This window comes from Chryseobacterium amylolyticum (genome assembly GCF_051011775.1).
Classification (GTDB): Bacteria; Bacteroidota; Bacteroidia; order Flavobacteriales; family Weeksellaceae; genus Chryseobacterium.
The window spans coordinates 1-20,323 of the sequence record NZ_JBPCHX010000012.1 but is presented as its reverse complement, the minus strand read 5'-3'; the positions used below and the strand labels follow the sequence as shown (position 1 = coordinate 20,323).

The following is a 20,323-nucleotide window of genomic DNA, read 5'->3' as shown; positions in this document are numbered from 1 at the left end:
GGTAATGAATTGGAAAGTCCTTTTAAGTTTAATGATACAAAAATCCACTGGGGAATTCTGAGCAGGTTTTAGAAATAGAAAGGAAGAGGGAAGCTGGAGGCCGGAAGTTATCGAAGTCACTGTTTTACTATCCTGTTATTTCTATAGAAAGATTTTCTTCAAAAACTTATTACTGAGGGCTTCAAGGACTTGACAACACCGCAATAACTTCCTGCCTCCCTCTCCCAGCTTCCTACCTTATAATAATATATAATAAAGCAAAATCCCTTGTACAAAGGGCATTTTCAATTTTACCTTTCTATTAATTCTTCCTGTTAAAAAATATTAAATCGTATTTTTATTTTAATACATCATTAAAATACAGGTAACAGTGCCCTGCTAAATTTGTCTTCAAAAAAATGAAGAAAACTCTAGCCACTTTTGCCGTTTTTTTACTTCCTCTTTATTTTTCTGCCCAGGAAATCAATATTACCGGAAATGTAAAATCAGAAAACGGTTCCAGTGTTTCCGGTGTGAATATCACCGACAAAAATACAGGAAAGACCGCAACGACTGATGAAAACGGTAATTTCACCATTTCTGCAAATCCCAAAGATATTCTTGAATTCTTTGCTCCTGACTTTTCTGTTTATACCGTTGAGGTTTCTTCCAAAAAACAGTATTCCGTTGTTTTAAAAAAGCCGAACGAAAAGCAGATTGAAGGAGTCGTTATTACCGCTTTGGGTATTGCCAAGAAAAAAGAAAAGATTGGTTATGCCACTCAGGAAGTGGGAACAAAGCAATTTGAAACGATTACCACACCAAGTATCGGGAATTTATTCTCCGGACAGGTTGCAGGTCTGAATGTTTCCAATCCAACAGGAATGCAGCAGGCTCCACAGTTTACGCTGAGAGGAAATTCCAATCTTATTTTTGTTATTGACGGTGTCATTGTGGAAAAAGAGGTCTTCCAGAATTTAGATCCCAACAATATTGAAAATATTAACGTTCTGAAAGGTGCTACAGCTTCTGCCTTATATGGATCAAGAGGCCGCTACGGAGCCGTTTTGATCACCACAAAAAATGCGAAGAAGAAGGGATTCTCTGTTGAATTCTCCCAAAATACGATGATCACAGGAGGGTTTACCAATCTCCCGAAAACTCAGACCGAATATGGTAACGGTTCTCATGGGAAATATGAATTCTGGGATGGGGCTGACGGGGGAGTTAATGACGGAGATATGATCTGGGGTCCAAAGTTTGTTCCCGGGTTGCAGATTGCCCAGTGGAACAGTCCGATCAGGGATAAAGTAACAGGCCAGGTCGTTCCGTGGTACGGAGCTGTAACAGGAACCCAGTATGATGATAAATCAAGGTATGAAAGAGTTCCGATCGACTGGAAATACCATGATAACTTAAATACTTTTTTAAAACCTGCGGTTATCAACAATAATAACTTTGCTATCAGCTACAGAAATAACAAGGACGTCTACAGGTTCTCCGGGAATTTCATGAATTATGATGACAGGGTCCCGAATTCTTATCTTCAGAAATACGGAATCAACTTCTCTTCTGAAAACCATCTTGGTGAAAAATTAATCTTTGATACAAAATTCAACTTCAACCAGGCCTTCACCCCTAACATTCCCAACTACGATTACAACCCAAGCGGGCACATGTACACCATCCTGATCTGGATGGGAGGTGATGTAGACGGCAAAGCGCTTAAAAATCATATGTGGATCCCAGGAAAAGAAGGAAGAGCACAGGCCAACTGGAACTACGCATGGTACAATAACCCATGGTTCGGAGCTGAGTATTATAAAAATCAGAACAGAACGAATATCATCAATGCACAGACAGGTTTAGAGTATAAAGCTACTCAGGATCTTTCGGTAAAAGGAAAAATATCCATTGTGGAAAACCACAGCAAAACGGAAATATTGAGCCCTTATTCCTATTTCAATTACAGTGCACCGAGAAGTGGCGGCTACATTCTGAAAGATAATAAAACATGGAACCTTAACTACGATATCCTGGCAACTTACAAGAAAAAAATATCTGATAACTTTGATTTCACCATCAATGCCGGAGGTTCTGCTTTCTATTATAAAAACAACAATAATGAAAGGTCTACGGACGGATTGAAAATTCCTGAAGTATACACCTTTGAAAACTCTATCGGAGCACTGAAAAATTATACCTACCTGAAGGAAAAGCTGATTTACAGTGCTTATTCTACAATTGATATCGGATTGTACAACGCTTTCTTCATTAATATCTCAGGGCGTAATGACTGGTCATCCACACTTCCTAAAGCCAACAGGTCTTACTTCTACCCTTCTGCATCCGTAAGTGCGGTTATTTCAAACCTGGTAAAAATGCCGGAGTCCATCAATATGTTAAAGCTTTCCGCTTCATGGGCCAAAGTAGCGTATGATTTCCAGCCTTATGCGATCAGGAATTATTATCTGAATAACCAGGGAATCACATTCAATGGAAATCCTACGTATTATTATCCAACAACCCTGAACGTAGAAAACTCTTTGAAGCCGGAACAGACAAAATCATATGAATTAGGGTTAAGTGCAGGTTTCCTGAATAACAGAATTACCCTGGATGCCACTTATTTCAGAACATTGGATTATAATAATATTCTCCAGTTCCCGGCAGCTGAATCCTCAGGCTTCACTTCACAATATGTAAACGGGAATGAGTATACCACGAAAGGTTTTGAAATTACTCTTGGTATGGTTCCGGTAAAAACAGCTGATTTCAGCTGGAAAACCTTAATCAACTGGAGTACTTATGAACAAAAGCTGACTTCCATTTATGATAATATGCCCAACTATCAAAATATTAAGTTGGGTGAAAGAATGGACAGCTATTATGACTATACATGGCAAAAGTCTCCGGACGGAAAAGTCATTCTTGATGCCAATACAGGAATGCCAACAAGAGCTAATGCCCCAACGAACTTAGGACATTTCAATCCGGACTGGACTTTTGGTTTTAATAACACCTTTAAATACAAGAAGTTTACTTTAAATATAGGAATCGATGGCAGCATCGGCGGTGTCATGAGATCGCAGGTTGTTGAAAAGATGTGGTGGGGAGGAAAACATCCTAATTCTGTAGCGTACAGAGATCTTGAGTATGCAAATCCGGGAACGTATTATTTTGTACCGGATGGGGTAAATTACAATCCTGCGACAGGCCTTTATACTCCGCATACAAAAGCAATCAGCTTCCAGGACTGGGCACAGAATTATCCATACCAGGCAAGAGTAACACAGGATGAAAGCGAAGAATTTGCCAACGTTTTCGACAGGACTTTCGTTAAGCTCAGATCTGTAGTCCTGGAATATGACTTTTCTTCGTTACTAAACCCGAAAGGAATGGTAAAAGGCTTTACTGCCAATATTTCTGCCTACAATCTGGCGATGTGGAAAAAATCCAAGAACCTTTACTCCGATCCGGATTTCCAGATCAGGTCAGGCAGAAGCGGAGATATCGCTAATGATATCCAGGACCCATCCAGCAGATGGTTCGGAATCGGTTTTAATCTTAAGTTTTAACTAAAAAGTACATCAAGACAATGAAAAATACCATAAAGAATATAAAAGGACAAAAAGGTAAAACGGCAAAATGGCTGATGAGGTCTATAGTTGCTGCAGGACTTCTGACATTGGCTTCATGCGAATCCAACCTTGACACCATCAATGAAAATCCTAATGACCAGGCCAGCATTGAGCCTAAATATCTTCTAACCTATGTGGAAAAATATACATTTCAGGTCAATGGAGATAATATGTATGCTTCAAGAATGATGATCGGTACCGACGGCGAGAATTCTTATCAGTATATGAAATGGAATGACACCTCTTTTGAAGTGTATACCAAAGGACTCCTGAATACAGGAAAAATGATGCAGGAAGCAGAGAAAAGAGGAAATAAAAATTATCTGGCCATCGGGAAATTTCTGAGAGCCTATCATTTTTTCAACATCAGCTTAAAAGTGGGAAGTGCCCCCTATTCTGAGGCAGCCAAAGGTGAATCCGGAATCACACAGCCTAAATATGACACACAGGAAGCGATCATGGCCGGAATTTTATCAGAGTTGAAAGAAGCCAATGATCTTATTAATACCAGCGACAAAATTGAGGGGGATATTGTATACAACGGAGATGCCTTAAAGTGGAAAAAACTGATCAACTCCTTCCGTCTGAAAATTCTGATCACTTTATCTAAAAAAACAACGGTAGGAAGCTATAATATCGCTTCAGAATTTGCATCCATTGCAGGAAGCCAGTCTCTTATGACCTCCATTGCGGATAACGGCGAACTTAAGTTTGCTGATGCCGCAGACAGCAGGTACACGATGTTTAATAACAGCGGATACGGCTCCAGTTTGTATATGGCAGATTATTTCATCAATATGTTCAAAGACAGACATGACCCGCGTTTGTTTACTTTTGCAGCACAGACTACGGGAGCAAAAGAAGCCGGAAAAGCAATCACAGATTATACAGCTTATAACGGTGGAAATCCTACTTCGCCGTATTCTGACAATGCGGCTCTGATCACTGCTAAAAATATTTCCAAAGTAAACGACCGCTTCTATAAAGATCCTACCAATGAACCTGCTTCTGTATTAAGCTATTCAGAACTTGAGTTTATCCTGGCCGAGGCTGCGGCAAGAGGCTGGATTTCCGGATCTGCAAAAACACATTATGATAATGCGATCAAAGCCAGTTTCAGTTTTTATCAGACGTATGTAAAAAATCCGGGACAATATTTCTCAGGTTTTGATGTGAATCAGTACCTTACAACGCCTTTAGTCGTTTATAATGACGCCGATCCTTTACAGACACAGCTGGAAAAGATCATGACTCAAAAATACATGACTATGTTCCATCAGGCGCAGTGGACTTCTTATTATGATTATTTAAGAACAGGCTATCCGAATTATCCGTTAAAGTCCGGAGTTGCTGCACCTTTCAGGTTCAGATACCCGCAATCTGAATACAATTATAACAGCAATAATCTAAAAGCTGCTTTAAACGCTCAGTACGGAGGTAATGATAATATCAACTCCAAACCATGGTGGTTACAATAAAAATCTGATTATTTTTATATAAAAACGAAGAAACCGCAGGAAAATCCTATTAACTTGCGGTTTCTTTCTTATTACGATTGAACATGAACAGAAGAGAATTTTTAGAGAAATCAAGTCTTTTATTAGCAGGTTTAGGAACTTCAGGCGTACTGCATCCTTCCATTTTAAAAGCTTTAGCCATTGATCCGGCTGCCCAGTCTACATTTTATGATGCAGAACATGTCGTAATCCTGATGCAGGAGAACCGTTCTTTTGACCATGCTTTTGGTGCTCTTAAAGGAGTAAGGGGCTTTTTAGATAAAAGAGCTTTTGTAAAGCAGGATGGACATTCTGTTTTCTTTCAAAAGAATGACGAAGGGAAATATGCATCTCCCGCCCGTCTGGATTTAAGAAATACGAAATCTACCTGGATGAGCTCTCTGCCTCATTCATGGGCAGATCAGCAAAAAGCGCTTAACAAAGGAAAATTTGACCAGTGGCTTCAGGCCAAAGCTTCAGGCAATAAAGATTATAAAAATATTCCGCTGACATTAGGCTATTACAACCGTGAGGACCTTCCGTTTTATTATCAGCTGGCTGATGCATTTACCATATTCGACCAGTATTTCTGTTCTTCCCTTACCGGGACTACTCCTAACAGATTATTCCTTTGGTCGGGTACATTGAGAGAACAGCAAAACGGAAAAGTGAAAGCCAATGTTGTCAATGAAAATATTGATTACGATAAAGCGAGACAGGCCAAATGGAAAACCTTCCCGGAGATTCTGGAACAGCAGAATGTTTCGTGGAGAATTTACCAGAATGAAATCAGTCTTCCAAAAGGAATGTCCGGCGAGCAGGAAGCCTGGCTGAGTAATTTTACCGATAACCCGATTGAATGGTTTTCAAAATTCAATGTTAAGTTTTCGAAAGGATATTATGAAAACATCCCCAATATCATAACCTATCTGAAAAAGGAAATTGAAAAAAATCCTGATCAGAAAAAACGGCTGGAAGCTATGCTGGCTGAAGTTCAGGAAGACCAGGTAAAATACCATCCTGATAATTATTCAAAACTTTCAGAAGAAGAGAAAAACCTTCACGAAAAAGCTTTCACCACCAATATAAATGATCCTGATTACTGGAAGCTGGAAATAGGAAAAGATGAAAACGGAGAAAGGCTTGTAGTTCCTGAAGGTGATGTATTATTCCAGTTCCGTAAAGATGTGGAAGAGAAAAAGCTTCCGCTGGTTTCATGGCTGGTGGCACCCGAACATTTTTCTGACCATCCGGGATCACCGTGGTATGGAGCATGGTATATTTCCGAGGTTCTGAATATTTTGACCAAAGATCCTGAAACCTGGAAAAAAACAATATTTATCATCAATTATGATGAAAACGACGGCTACTTTGATCATGTACTGCCTTTCGCCCCTCCGATGAATCCAAGCCAGCCCGTTGATATGAACGGAAAAGAAGGTGCAGAATATGTAGACAGGTCCCAGGAATATATGTCCGATTCCTCTTTAAAAAATTATGAAAAAATTGAAGGAACCGTAGGATTGGGCTACAGGGTTCCCATGATCATTGCTTCCCCATGGACAAAGGGCGGTTTTGTTAATTCCGAAGTATCAGACCACACTTCGGTATTACAATTCCTGGAGAAATTCATCATGAAAAAATTCAATAAGAATGTTCATGTTGAGAATATCAGTGACTGGAGAAGAGCGGTATGCGGAGATCTTACCTCTGCGTTTAATTCTTCCAGTGTAAAAGCTCCGCGGATGGATTATCTGAATCAGAAAGATTACGCCAAAACCATCAATGCTGCCAAAAATAAGCCGGTACCCAACCTGAAATGGTATTCTGAAAATGAACTGAATGAGAATTTACTTGATATTCAGGAAAGAGGTTTGAAACCATCCAATCCTTTACCTTATCATTTCCATGTCAATTTGGAAGGGAAAAAGATCAAAATGTCCAATTTAAAAGAGAATGGAGTTCCGCTTTTGGTGTATGACAGGACTCAATTCAACAATAGCAGTTATCATTTTTCATATGCCTTATATTCCAGACAGACACTATCCCATGCTGTACATTCAGGAGCATATGATTACGAAATTTTCGGTCCCAATGGCTTTTTCAGGAAGTTTAAAGGAGATAATATTCCGGAAACAGAGGTTATTTTGACCAATACAACTTCAAAAAATCAGATTGAACTGACCATCAGAACTCATCAAAAGAAAAATATTTCTATAATCCTGGAAGATCTGTACAGAAAAACGAAGAAATCCATTGCTGTACAAAAAACGGAAGAAAAAATTATTATCGATCTTGATAAATATAAAGGCTGGTATGATCTGAAAGTCAAATTAAACGATCACCTGTGGCATTTTGCCGGAAGAATAGAAACCGGAAAAGTTTCCGTTTCCGATCCGCACTGGGCTTAAAAAAGGCTTATAATAGTAATAAAAACCTGTACAAATTTGTACAGGTTTTTTTTGAGTTATTTCACAACTATAATGCATTACATATGACAAATAAATACTCATATAAAAAATGTGGTATATTTTTTTCACCGTATACTGAATTTTCTTATCTTCACTTAACTAATTAACAGTGTCATGAAAAAACTAAATTTAACTATTGCAGCGTCTTTATTTACGCTTGCTCTATCAGGGAATCTGAGCGCACAGGATACCAATACAGATACCCATACAGTCACAGTTTCTATTCCTGAAGTGGCCCTGGTAGATATTGAGCCAGCTGCCACAAAAAACATTACTCTTGGCTTTACAGCGCCTACAGAAGCAGGAAATCCTATTATTCCTGCTGCGGCCAACACTACTTTATGGCTTAATTATTCTTCCATTAAATCTGTTGCAGACCCTACCCGTAATGTAAGTGTAAAAATGAACGCTATCATTCCGGGAGTTGATATCCACGTAACTGCTGCTGCTGCTACCGGAGCAGGTGCAGGAACGTTAGGAACATCTGCAGGTCTGCTGACCTTAAGTGCGGCTGACCAGACTATTATTTCCGGGATTGGAAGTGCTTATACAGGGAATGGTGCCAACAACGGCCACAATCTTACCTATGCGCTTGCTGCAGGAAGCGGCCCCGGAGGAGTAGCAGCCTACGCAGATTTACAGGCAACAGCCACTGTAGTAGCTACCGTTACCTATACAATATCAGATAATTAGAATTTAAACAAGATTCTATTTTTCATTCAAAAACAAGGAGAAGTTGTTATCAGTTTCTTCCTGGTTTTGTATTACTATGATTTAACTCCAAACTTTATATATGATAAAGCGTATTCTTATTTTGATCACCCTGATTTTGCAGTTCTGCTTTTTACATGCCGGCATTGTGATTCTCAACGGGCTTACGCATTCTTACAAAATAGAAAACGGAAAGGTTTATAAAGGGAAAATTGCCATTGAAAATACAGGCAGCAATCCTCAGAGTGTAAAAATATTTTTACAGGATTACACCTACCATGCTGACGGAACGATCAACTATACGGCATTACATACCAATAAACGCAGTAACGGGGAGTGGCTGAAACTCAATACCAATCTGGTTACTTTGAAAGGTAAGGAAAAGACTGAGGTATTTTATGAAATAACTGTTCCCAATGAGGCCATGGATCCGGGAAGTTATTGGAGCGTTATCATGGTAGAACCGGTAGAGGAGATAAAGCCCAGCGACAAAAAGCCTGGTGTAAGTATTACTTCTGTTATACGATATGCCATTCAGGTCATTACAGATATTGAAACTGAAAAGGCCAAACCGGACCTTAAATTTGAAAGTGTAAAAGTAGAAAAACAAGAAGGAAAGAAAACCGTAAAGATCGCAATTGCCAATAATGGCAATCTGTATTGTAAACCGACGGCAGCCATTGAAATCTATAACCGTAAGACAGGTGAAAAAGTGGGAACATACTCAAGTTTAACGATGGGACTGTTACCAAATACTTCCAAAACATTTTACATTGATATCAATACCGTACCACCGGATAAATACAGAGCCGCTATAATAGCCACAGATGAAGAGGAAAATGCATTTGCGCTGAATGTGGAATTAGAAGTAAAAAATGATTAGAACCTGGACATTATTTATTATCATATTATCATTCCCGGCATTTATTTTTTCTCAGCAGCAATCCAACCGATTGACCAGTAAAAAAGATAGTTTAATGCCGGGAATGTCCACTTCTATTCCCTTTACATTAGAAAATAATTCAGCAGAAAGCAGGACTTATGATATTTCAGTCAGCACATCAAGTTCGTCTATACATCCTATTTTAGCTAAAGGGGAATTTCAGCTTGCCCCTTATGAAACATCAGCATATCTGGTTCCATTACGTATCGGTGCAGAAACAGGACAAGGTTCCTATTCTGTAACACTGAATATTGTTGATCGTAACAACGGAATATCTTTTACAAAGACTTCGGAAATCACAGTTTCCGGAAACAGGAATCTTTTGGTCACCATTCTGGATTCCCCTGAGTTTGTAAGAGCCGGAGAAACCATTAAGGCCTCTTTCCTTTTAAAAAATAATGGTAATGTAACCGAAAGCATTGCGCTGGAAAGTAAAAATGCAGTTGTTGACCATGAGTCATCGCTCATACTGGCTCCTAATGAATCAAAAATGATCAGCATTCACAAAGCCACAAGCCCGGATCTCATTCAAAATGAATTTCAGAACCTAAATCTTTCGGTACATCCGGCTGCCAATCCAAAAGAAAGCCAGGATTACTATTCAAGCACACAGGTTATATCGGTAAAACCCTCTGAAAAGGATATTTATCACAGGCTGCCGGTTGCTTTTTCTTTATCCTTTATCGGGATGCAGAATATGGGAATTTATCATGATGGTTTTCAGGGCGAAATCTATGGCAAGGGGACTCTTGATAAAGACAATAAAAATCAGGTCGAATTCAGGGCTGTCACACATAATCCTGTTGAACTTAACACTTTTACCCAATATGAGGAATATTTTGTGAATTATCAACGAAACAATTTTTTTCTTCATCTCGGTGATAAAACCTATTCTTCATCCTATCTCACAGAGTTTGCAAGATACGGGCGCGGGGCAGAAATCCGGTATGATTTTAATAAAGTAAGCTTTGGCGGATTTTATAATCATCCCAGATTCTTCAGAGATATAAAAGATGAATTGAATATCTATTCAGCCTTCAGGATCCGGAAAGAGTCTGAAATTTCTGTAGGTTATCTCTTTAAAACACCAAGAAAGGAAGAAATCAGGTATGGAGAGGTAAGACTTGATTCTGATGCTCATCTCCCCTACACAAAAGGAAAATTTAAAATTTCGAAAAACATCAACCTGTCCGGAGAATTAGCGTACAGTACAACGCAGAAAACAGACGGAACGGCTTATTTGCTTCAGGCAGAAGCCGTTTTCAAGAAGTTAAACGGAAGCTTGATATACATGAGAGCCAGCCCGGATTTTGCCGGATATTTTACCAATACGAATACCTTTAATGGAAATGTGTATTACAATATCACAAAAAAAATCAGTGTATTTGCCAATTATATGCAGGATGCAAAAAACTTCCAACGGGATACCCTGTTGCTGGCTGCACCCTACAGAAAGTATTTCCAATATGGCATACAGTACAGATATCTGCCCAACGGTTTTATTACACTTAATAATGGCCATCAAACGTATAAAGACCGCCTGGAGCCCAAACAGTTTGACTATTATGAGCGTTATTTCAAAGTAAGTATCAATCAGCAGATCGGAGTGTTCCAGATCAACCTTGATGGGCAGTTTGGTAAAACGGATAATTACCTGACAGGTTTCAGCGGTAATTCCAGTTTCTATTCTGCCAATCTTTCCTTCCAAAAATTCAGAACCTCTTTTAACATTTTCGGGAGTTATGCCATCAGCTCAAGATATCAGCTTCAGAATCAAAAAAACCTTTATTATGGAGCAAGGATATTTAGCCGATTCTCTGATAAGACCAGTTTAAGCCTTTTTTATCAGAACAATTATATGCCGGAGGAATATTTTAAAGACAGGAATCTTTTTGAGCTTCTTTTTCACCAGCAATTATTTCCGGGAAACGAACTTGATCTTTCTGGAAGATATTCATTGCAAAGAGGAGAAATCGGGGATAAAGATTTTATATTTTCGATGCGTTATACATGGCGTCCCAATATTCCGGTGCAAAAAACTGCTGAGTATACTTCGCTGTCGGGCAATGTTGCCAATCTCGGGGTTAAAAAGACAGATGGAATCAGATTAATGCTTGGAAGTTATCTGTCTGTTACGGATAAGGATGGAAATTATATGTTTAAAAATGTTATTCCTGGTAATTATTTCCTTGAAATAGACCGTTCAACCACAGAAATCAATGACATCCCCACCCAGACATTTCCAGCCGCCCTTTCACTCGTGAATAAGGAGAATATTTTTAATTTCGGAATAACAGCTGCAGCCCATATTCAGGGATACGTGAGGTTCCTGGAAACAGGAGAAAAGGATCAGGCAGATATTGAACAGCTGCAATCAGGAAAAGGAAAGAAAAAAAGAGAAAGTATTATTGTAGAAGCCAGCAATAACGACCAGGCTTTCCGTAAAGTATGCTATATAGGGGAAGAGTTTGATTTCACTTATCTCCGGCCGGGAGACTGGACTGTTAAAGTTTACCGTAACGGACTGGATAAGCGCTATAAAATATCTACAGACAAATTTATGTTTACATTAAAACCTTCGGAAACAAAGAAAATAACCATCAATGTTGTCAAGCATCAGTTAGAAATCAAATATCAGCAGGAATCCCTGAAAGTAGGATATAATGAAATAAAAAAGAAAAAATGATTCGTTCCATACTATTAATAATAGCATTTATTGTATCTGGCTCCATGTATTCCCAGACCGCAAGTACTACTGTCAGCCTTACATTGCCCGTAGTAACTTTAATGGATATTGAACCCGCAGGAAGTATTACGCTGAATTTTACGGCTCCTACCGAGGCAGGAAATGCGCTTGGAACCCCAACTCCCAATACGTCAAAATGGGTCAACTATACGTCTGCCATTACTCCCGGCGGACTTACCAGAAGAATTACAGCCTCAGTAAATAAAGTAATAGCAGGAGTCAATATAAGACTTCAGGCTGCAGCAGCATCCGGAGCCGGTGGAGGAACATTGGGAACATCATCAGGCCAGGTGATCCTTACCACTACTCCTGTCACAATCATTAGTGGTATTGGAGGAGCTTATACAGGGAATGGTGCCAATAACGGACATGCACTCACCATTTCACTGGCTACAAATACCTATGCTAATTTAGTGGCACAGGCAAATACGGCTATTGTCATCACCTACACCATCACAGAGTAAACCGAAAATGAACACTAAAAATCCCATCATAAAACCGTCCCTGAAAAGATATCTATACCTTATTATTTTAATAACGGGAAACATTCTTAAAGGGCAAACCATAAATATTACGGGCACCAGCTGGACTGCAACTGTACCTACTATTACGGAAGCCGGAACTAATTATGCCGGAACTTATGATAATCCCAGCCTGCTAACATTATCAGGCCATTTACCCGGATCTTTTCTGAACCTTCTTACAAGCTCCGGAGCCAGAATCAGCATGCAGCATGTTCCCACTTCCTGGAACAGCTCTCTGAAACTTTATGCAAAAAGAAGTGGAGGTACAGCAACAATCAACGGTCTTTGTGTATTGTGTAGCGCTACAATTAATGGCGGAACGGCTAATTATATAGAAATACCGCAAGCTACTGCCGCAACACTTTCCACAATAACTTTCAGTGGAGTACTAGGACTCAGTAACAGTGTAGATTATTCCGGTATTAATGTACAGCTGGAGATAGGCGGCGTTTCCGTGACAATTCCTGCTGCTGCATACAGTACACAAGTAGTTTTCACAATTGGAGCCAATTAAAACTCCAAAGTCAGTCCATACTTATCATAATTAATTGAATAATCCATTTAAAGGGATATTCAGTTAATTTTGTATCAAAAAAAACAATCCCTTTCAAAATCAGAAAAGGATTGTTTTTAGTATTTAAACTTTAATTAATGTTTGGCCCACCAAAGAGGGGTCAGTACAGCATCTGTGCCGCCAAGTAATTGTACAGCTTTATCATATCCAGACTGATCAGTATTTCTGAAAGTACTTGGATATCTTAATCTCTGAGGGAAATTCTGAATAGAATTCGTCATATAGTTTCCTGAGTTCAGATTAGGCAGGTTTGGCAATGGAGTTTCGATGGCTGGGTTTTCAAAAAACGGCAGCCCAAGTCTTCTCTGATCATTCCAGGATTCTAACGGCAACCAAGGCATATTGGCAATATATTTCTGGGTAATAATTTTTGTCAGTTTATCATTCTTTACCGATCCATTCTTATAAATGGTATTTACAGGATATTTAATTTCAACAGAAACTAAGTTCCCGGTTACGGGGTCTTTATATTTCATCGTATGGCTCACTCCCGGTTCTGTAATATGGCTGTAAGAAACAGAAGTACCGTCACGGTTATAATCCGTTGAAGTAATATATTGACCATAGAATTGTGAAACTCCATTATAAACAAAACTTTCCTGAATTCCTTTATTATATGCAGCTTCATCACTCATTGGAACTGTCCAGCCTTTTAATGCAGCTTCCGCCAAAAGGAAATAGGTTTCCCAGCTGGCAAAAAATATTCTTGCATTCTTACTTTCCCTGTACTGCTTACCTAAAGCCGGCATACATCCTACTACATTTCTCAAGCCGTTTCTCTGTCCTTTTACTCCCCAATTTCCAATGGTATAGGCATTCCAGGTATTTACGGTATTTATTGTTATTTTAGAATTATCTTCAAACGTAAGATCTCCGTGGTTGGTAGTTGCCTGATTGGTATAAGTCGGATATAATGAGTAAACCGGGCTTGTAAGATCACCCGGAATATAGAATGTTTTATATGCTCTCGGATCGATTTTATTGGGTAATCCGTCCAACCAATATCCTGCACTTGGGTCATTGGTCATTGTAGTGAACTGCTGATCATATTTTATACCAATATAATCAGGTGCCTTTACCTGTGTATGTTGAGCCGCTGGTAATTGGTCTGTAGAATTTACCCCTCCTAGCCCAATGTATAAATTATTAAGGGTTGCTGATAAAATTTGAGAGTTCCATTCTCTGGACATTACACCTGTTAAGGCATCCCATCCCGGTTTTTCAGCAACTTTAAAGTTATCTGCACTTGAAGCGATAAACATATTTGAATTAGCCGCTGCTTCAAATTCTGTTTTTGCTTTTGAAGGATCTACTTCGGCGATTCTCATGGCAATTCTCATCCTCATAGAGTTGGCATACTTTACCCACTGAGTCCAGTTAAACCCATAAACCATATCATAAGCATTAGCATTTGATGGTACTCCCTGCGTTGTGTCCATTTTTGCGACTGCATCTTTCAATTCTTCCAAAATAAAATAATACACTTCTTTTTCAGAATTAAAAGTAGGATTCGTTCCCTGAAAAGCCTGAATAGGTTGTGGTCCGAAATTATCCGAAAATTCACTCATTAAATAAGCTCTCCAAATTCTGGAAACCTGAATGACATTATCATAATAAGGTTTTCCCTGTCCGGCCGCCTTTTTTTCATTAGCCAACTGAATGGCCGCATTCGCATTATTCAGCCAGTCTGAAATGTATTTCCAATATTCGGAAGTCCAGGAATCGTCGTAAGTTCCACCTGCAATTCCGGTTGTCAAATGCTGTCTTGCTGCCGTTTTCCAGTATAAAACAAAAACACGTTCTGCAATATTAGGATCTTGCTGGGCACCGAGAATTGAGTTATTTAATAAATATTCAGGTTCTGCCTTATTAGTATCTACAGCAAACGGGTTATTATTGATGTCTTCAAAGTCATTGCATGAAGTACATAGTAAACCAATCGTAAAAAATGATAAGATATATTTTTTCATTGTTTCAGTTGTTAATTAAAAGCCTAAAGTGATTGTAAATAAATAAGATCTTGAAGTAGGAAAAGCAAGGTTTTCAAATCCTGTAGCATTAGAGTTAATTGCGAATACGGATTCCGGATCAATTCCTTTGGCTTTACTGTAGATCATCCATACGTTATTTGCCGTAAAAGCTACTTTAGCACTCTGTAAGGCTAGTTTTTGGAAAATACTTTTAGGAAAATTATAGGTCAGCTGAATATTTCTTAAACGAATATTGGTAGCATCATAAATGTTTTGCTCTGTAATTCCTAAATTTCCAGCGGTTACAGCTCCCCAATAATCCTGTTGAGTAATTTCTTTAGTATTTGCTGTATAACCGCCATTTCCCTCCACTACGGCATCCAAGATCATATTATCACGTTTTCCTCCGGGTGCAGTGTCTGCGGCAAGCCCATTCGCTTGTAATGCAGCTTGCGTTGCAGAGAAAAATTTACCTCCGATTCTTCCGTCAATTAAAAATGAAAGTCCAATATTTTTATAAACAAAGCTGTTTGTAAAACCAAACAAAGCTCTTGGGGTTTGATCTCCCAGATAATATTGATCAGGAGTTGCCTGTGGTAATCCGTTTTGATCCACAATCAATTTTCCGTAATAAGGACTGCTGGCATCTTCTACTCTCAGGAATTTTGTTCCATAAATGGCCCCGTAAGGCTTTCCTACTTCTGCGAAGAAAGCAACGTTATCAAAACCTGATAAAGGATATTTTGAAACAATTCCATCAATTTTATCGATGTTACTTTTTAGAGTTGAAAAGTTGGCATTGACATTCCACACAAAACTTTCCTTCTTAAAGATATCCGTATTCATTACGAATTCAAACCCTTTATTATGCAGTCCTCCTGAATTAATCATCATTCTTTCATATCCGGAAAGTGGATTTATCGGAATAGCTATAAGCTGATCGGTAGCATTATTATTAAAATAACTTATATCCAGAGATACTCTGTCAAAAAACTTCATATCTGCCCCGACTTCAAAAGTTTTAAGCTTTTCCGCATGCAAATCCGGATTAAAAAGTATCTTATTTCTTGCAAGTACAATATGTCCGTTTGGATCAGTGGAAGCGAGATATGTATTGTACAAGCTTTGAGGCGGTAAAGAGTTTCCTACGACTGCGTAGGCCGCGCGAAGCTTAGCAAATGTTAAGGCATTTAAAGTTGTACCATTTATTTTCTTCAGCATATCTGTCAAAACTAATGAAGTACTGACGGAAGAATAAAAATAAGACCTGTTATTAATACTTAAAGTAGAAGACCAATCATTTCTTGCCGTAGCATTCAGAAACCAATATCCGTCATAATTAATTTCAGCAGCCGCAAATACTGAATTAATTTTTTTCCACATATCAACTTCAGTCGTCGTAACAGAAGCAAGATCACTCGTATTAGATGTGCTGAAAACATTGGCAATGATAAGATTCTGCGTGGAAAAATATAATGCCTTATCCCTGCTTTCCATCATCTGTCCATAAACAGAAAGCGATCCTCCCCATTTACCAGCAATATTATCTTTTTTAGCATTAAGACTTATGATATAGTTATTCTCATAAAACTTTTCCTGACCAGTAGAGTAAGAATTATTACGGCCAGATCCTGTCCAAACACGTGCATCAGTATTTAAAGAATAAAAATCCGTTCCTAATCTTACATCAGCGCTCAACCAGTTATTAAATTGATATTTAAGATAACCGTTTAATAAAAACCTGTCTTTTTTATCAGCGTTCAATGCATTATAAGCCGTCCAATAGGGATTAATTCCATTGGAGGTTATCCAGCGAGATGTCACTCCATTTTGCATCTGCCCCTCACGATAATCTCTTACATCAACATTTTGAGGCATCAGAAGGATTCTTGGGTAGTAATTTCCATCACCTTGCCCTGCAGAAGGTCTGTTTGTACCTTTAACACTCATATACTGGGCTTTCACCTCAGTAGTCCATCTTTTATTAGCTCCAAAATTAGCATTCATTTTTGCCATAAAATTGAACCTCTCATATTTTGAGTTGGGAATCTGGCTGTTACTGTTTAAATAATTAGCAGAAGTGTACAAGCTTGACCCTTCGCCTAAGGTCTCCTGAAAGCTCAATGTATGCTGTGCGGTAGTTCCTGTCTTAAAAAAGTTTTTTAAGTTATCATGGACCGTCATACTTGATCCTTCAAAGGCAGGTCCCCAAGAAGTTGTATTATCAACCCCTTGTGGATTGGGTAAACCATTACTTCCCTGGGCGAAATTATGCTGCAAATCAGGTTTCATAAAAATATTTTCAAAGCCTAAGCTTGTAGAATATGTAATTCCTAATCCTCCTTTTCTTTTACCGGTTTTGGTTGTAATCAAAATCACACCGTTTCCACCTCTGGAACCATAAAGAGCAGAAGCAGCACCACCTTTTAAAACGGAAAGGCTTTCAATGTCGTCCGGATTGATATCACTTAAACCATTACCCATATCAAGATCCGGATTCCAGAAATCGTTATTAGAGTCTTTTCCATTCTGCTTAACCTTTGCCCCTAAGCTATTACTTAACGGGACTCCATCTACCACAATAAGAGGCTGATTGTCTCCTGTAAAAGAATTAAACCCCCGGAGATTAATTTTGGAAGAAGAACCAGGTCCAAAACCTCCTTTAATAACCTGCATTCCGGCAACTTTTCCTACTAATGCATTGGTTATGTTATTTTCTTTTGCATCGACAAGGGTTTGGCCTTTCACATCCTGGAAAGAATATCCAAGTGCTTTTTTTTCTTTTTTTACCCCATAAGCTGTAACAACTACTTCATCAATCTTTGACGCTTTAGTTGAATCACTTTGTGCATACAATCCACCGAAAAAGAATAAGGATTGGAGCAGTCCAACCTTAAAAATGGTTTTTTTCATAAAAATTAGATTTGGTATATATTTAACAATATCACAAGATATTTCAACAAATAAACGTAATTCTCATTAAATTAATATACAATCATTAATTATTTATGCTAAATACATTAATAAAAGCAACCAAAGCTTGTTAATCATAACATATTAAATCATTAATATGAGTATAAAGCTTTTGATACTTAAATAATTAAGTAAAATTGAAGTTAAATGGGCTATAGTCTAAATCTGGTACTTTGTGGGAATTGAGTTAAAGAAAATAATGGATTTACTTAAACTCCTGCGGAGTGACAGTTGGATATGTTATAAATGATCATTAAGTACTCAGCGTAAATCTTGAGTTGTCAGATCCCGATTAAGAATGATCAATTTACATAGTAATCTAATACTTCCGACTATGTCATTCCGCAGGAATCCAGACTTAGTTATCAGAGCTTCAGGGTCCCAGAGTTGAACAGTCAAAGGCTCTGAATGCTTAAGATTTATAATGAGCTATAATTTCAAATGTAAAGTGGCTTGTTTAGACTCCTGCAGAGTGACAAGGGGGTATGTGATGAGTGGTAAATGATAAACGATGAATGATAAGTTATTAATGATGGGAACCGGGGTTCGGGATACGGGTTCTGTGGTATGTACGTGCTTCTGGGATTTAAGCCATACCATAAATTATAAAGTTGTAAACCGTGGGTTATAATGCTTCTGTCTCAATGGTCTTAACCCTGTTCCAATAATGTCATTCCGCAGGAATCCAGACTTAGTTATCAGAGCTTCAAGGTCCCAAAGTTGAGTGGTCAAAGGCTTTGGATGTTGAAGATTTATAATGAACTATAATTTCAAATGTAAAATGCATTGTTTAGACTCCTGCGGAGTGACAAGGGGGTATGTGATGAGTGGTAAATGATAAACGATGAATGATTAGTTATAAATGATCGGAACCGGGGTTCGGGATACGGGTTCGGGGGTATGGATTTCTGGGGTTTGGGATGGAACTAATAAAGAGTTATAAAACATGGGTTATAATGCTTCTGTCTCAATGATCTTACCCTTGTTCCACTTATGTCATTCCGCAGGAATCCAGGCTTAGTTATCAGAGCTTCAAGGTCCTAAAGTTGAGTGGTCAAAGGCTTTGGATGTTGAAGATTTATAATGAACTATAATTTCAAATGTAAATGCATTGTTTAGACTCCTGCGGAGTGACAAGGGGGGATGTGATGAGTGGTAAATGATAAACGATGAATGATGAGTTATAAATGATCGGAACCGGGGTTCGGGATACGGGTTCTGTAGTATGTGCTTCTGAGTTTTAAGCCATACCATAAATTATAAAGTTATAAACCGTGGGTTATAATGCTTCTGTCTCAATGGTCTTAATCCTGTTCCAATTATGTCATTCGCAGGAATCCAGACTTAGTTATCGGAGCTTCAGGGTCCCAGAGTTGAACAGTCAAAGGCTTTGGATGCTTAAGATTTATAATGAACTATAATTTCAAATGTAAAATGCATTGTTTAGACTCCTGCGGAGTGACAACGGGGAGGGAATGATAAACGGTAATAGTGACAGCAGTACATCATTACTGATAAGAGATCAATGATGAATGATGTTACAAGACTCGGGATACGGGTTCCGTGGTATGTGCTTCTGAGATTTGGGATGGAAGTAATAAAGAGTTATACACCATGAGTTATAAATACCCTCTGTTTCAATGGTCTTAATCCTGTTCCAATTATGTCATTCCGCAGGAATCCAGACTTAGTTATCAGAGCTTCAGGGTCCCAGAGTTGAATGGTTATAAAGGCTTTGGATGTTGAAGATTTATAATGAACTATAATTTCAAATGTAAAATGGTTTGTTTAGACTCCTGCGGAGTGACAAGGGGGTATGTGATGAGTGGTAAATGATAAACGATGAATGATTAGTTATAAATGATCGGAACCGGGGTTCGGGATATGGGTTCCGGGGTATGGATTTCTGGGGTTTGGGATGGAACTAATAAAGAGTTATACACCGTAAGTTATAAATACCCTCTGTTTCAATGGCCTTACCCCTGTTACAATTGTGTCATTCGCAGGAATCCAGGCTTAGCTATCAGAGCTTCAGGGTCCCAGAGTTGAATGGTTATAAAGGCTTTGGATGCTTAAGATTTATAATGAACTATAATTTCAAATGTAAATCCATTGTTTAGACTCCTGCGGAGTGACAATGTGGGATAAACGATGAATGATAAATGATGAATGATGAATGATAAATAATGAGTGATTGGTGTATCGTTTATCATTCATCAATTATTACTCATTACTCATTACTCATTACTCATAGCTTAAGCCTGTCTTGGGTATAAAGCAAAAAAAATCCTTTAT

10 protein-coding genes are annotated in these 20,323 nt (G+C 38.4%); 8 read left to right on the top strand and 2 right to left on the bottom strand.

From position 1 onward, the window contains the following. Positions 1 to 398 precede the first annotated feature (398 nt). The 8 genes from ACR1PO_RS22270 (at position 399) to ACR1PO_RS22235 (ending at position 13,025) form a co-directional block, all read left to right on the top strand. Complete coding sequence (locus ACR1PO_RS22270) at positions 399 to 3,557, top strand: SusC/RagA family TonB-linked outer membrane protein (protein WP_433988212.1); 3,159 nt, start codon at positions 399 to 401, stop codon at positions 3,555 to 3,557. Between the two features lie 20 nt (positions 3,558 to 3,577). Then, on the top strand, positions 3,578 to 5,098 hold the full coding sequence (locus tag ACR1PO_RS22265) for a SusD/RagB family nutrient-binding outer membrane lipoprotein (RefSeq protein ID WP_332385583.1): 1,521 nt from the start codon (positions 3,578 to 3,580) through the stop codon (positions 5,096 to 5,098). A gap of 83 nt (positions 5,099 to 5,181) precedes the next feature. Beyond that, positions 5,182 to 7,527, top strand: coding sequence for a phosphocholine-specific phospholipase C (locus ACR1PO_RS22260; RefSeq protein WP_433988211.1), 2,346 nt, complete (start codon positions 5,182 to 5,184; stop codon positions 7,525 to 7,527). 174 nt (positions 7,528 to 7,701) lie between these two features. Further along, the gene (locus ACR1PO_RS22255) at positions 7,702 to 8,280 is read left to right on the top strand and encodes a hypothetical protein (protein WP_332385581.1); all 579 of its coding nucleotides are present in this window, start codon (positions 7,702 to 7,704) and stop codon (positions 8,278 to 8,280) included. A 100-nt stretch (positions 8,281 to 8,380) separates the two neighbouring features. Continuing rightward, entirely contained in the window at positions 8,381 to 9,181 is an 801-nt protein-coding gene (locus ACR1PO_RS22250) for a WxL protein host-binding domain-containing protein (RefSeq protein ID WP_332385580.1), read from the top strand. Beyond that, positions 9,174 to 11,927 (top strand): COG1470 family protein, encoded by a 2,754-nt coding sequence (locus ACR1PO_RS22245; RefSeq protein WP_433988210.1) that lies wholly within the window; start codon positions 9,174 to 9,176, stop codon positions 11,925 to 11,927. Before ACR1PO_RS22250 ends, ACR1PO_RS22245 begins: the two co-directional genes overlap by 8 nt. After that, positions 11,924 to 12,451 carry a hypothetical protein gene (locus ACR1PO_RS22240; RefSeq protein WP_332385576.1) on the top strand — a complete coding sequence of 176 codons (528 nt, stop codon included), beginning with the start codon at positions 11,924 to 11,926 and terminating at the stop codon, positions 12,449 to 12,451. The genes ACR1PO_RS22245 and ACR1PO_RS22240 overlap by 4 nt, the downstream gene beginning before the upstream one ends. A 7-nt stretch (positions 12,452 to 12,458) precedes the next feature. Continuing rightward, positions 12,459 to 13,025: a hypothetical protein gene (locus ACR1PO_RS22235; protein WP_332385575.1), complete on the top strand. Its 567-nt coding sequence runs from the start codon at positions 12,459 to 12,461 to the stop codon at positions 13,023 to 13,025. Between the two features lie 134 nt (positions 13,026 to 13,159). Here the strand turns inward: ACR1PO_RS22235 and ACR1PO_RS22230 are convergent, their stop codons facing one another. Continuing rightward, a complete protein-coding gene (locus ACR1PO_RS22230; protein WP_433988209.1) occupies positions 13,160 to 15,055 on the bottom strand; it encodes a SusD/RagB family nutrient-binding outer membrane lipoprotein in 1,896 nt (631 codons plus the stop codon). Positions 15,056 to 15,070: 15 nt separating this feature from the next. Then, complete coding sequence (locus tag ACR1PO_RS22225; protein WP_433988208.1) at positions 15,071 to 17,968, bottom strand: SusC/RagA family TonB-linked outer membrane protein; 2,898 nt, start codon at positions 17,966 to 17,968, stop codon at positions 15,071 to 15,073. Positions 17,969 to 20,323 lie beyond the last annotated feature (2,355 nt).

Coding starts and splice junctions, on each gene's coding strand:
- ACR1PO_RS22230 (WP_433988209.1), bottom strand. CDS start 15,055: ATGAAAAAATATATCTTATCATTTTTTACGATTGGTTTACTATGTACT.
- ACR1PO_RS22240 (WP_332385576.1), top strand. CDS start 11,924: ATGATTCGTTCCATACTATTAATAATAGCATTTATTGTATCTGGCTCC.
- ACR1PO_RS22255 (WP_332385581.1), top strand. CDS start 7,702: ATGAAAAAACTAAATTTAACTATTGCAGCGTCTTTATTTACGCTTGCT.
- ACR1PO_RS22270 (WP_433988212.1), top strand. CDS start 399: ATGAAGAAAACTCTAGCCACTTTTGCCGTTTTTTTACTTCCTCTTTAT.
- ACR1PO_RS22260 (WP_433988211.1), top strand. CDS start 5,182: ATGAACAGAAGAGAATTTTTAGAGAAATCAAGTCTTTTATTAGCAGGT.
- ACR1PO_RS22235 (WP_332385575.1), top strand. CDS start 12,459: ATGAACACTAAAAATCCCATCATAAAACCGTCCCTGAAAAGATATCTA.
- ACR1PO_RS22225 (WP_433988208.1), bottom strand. CDS start 17,968: ATGAAAAAAACCATTTTTAAGGTTGGACTGCTCCAATCCTTATTCTTT.
- ACR1PO_RS22265 (WP_332385583.1), top strand. CDS start 3,578: ATGAAAAATACCATAAAGAATATAAAAGGACAAAAAGGTAAAACGGCA.
- ACR1PO_RS22250 (WP_332385580.1), top strand. CDS start 8,381: ATGATAAAGCGTATTCTTATTTTGATCACCCTGATTTTGCAGTTCTGC.
- ACR1PO_RS22245 (WP_433988210.1), top strand. CDS start 9,174: ATGATTAGAACCTGGACATTATTTATTATCATATTATCATTCCCGGCA.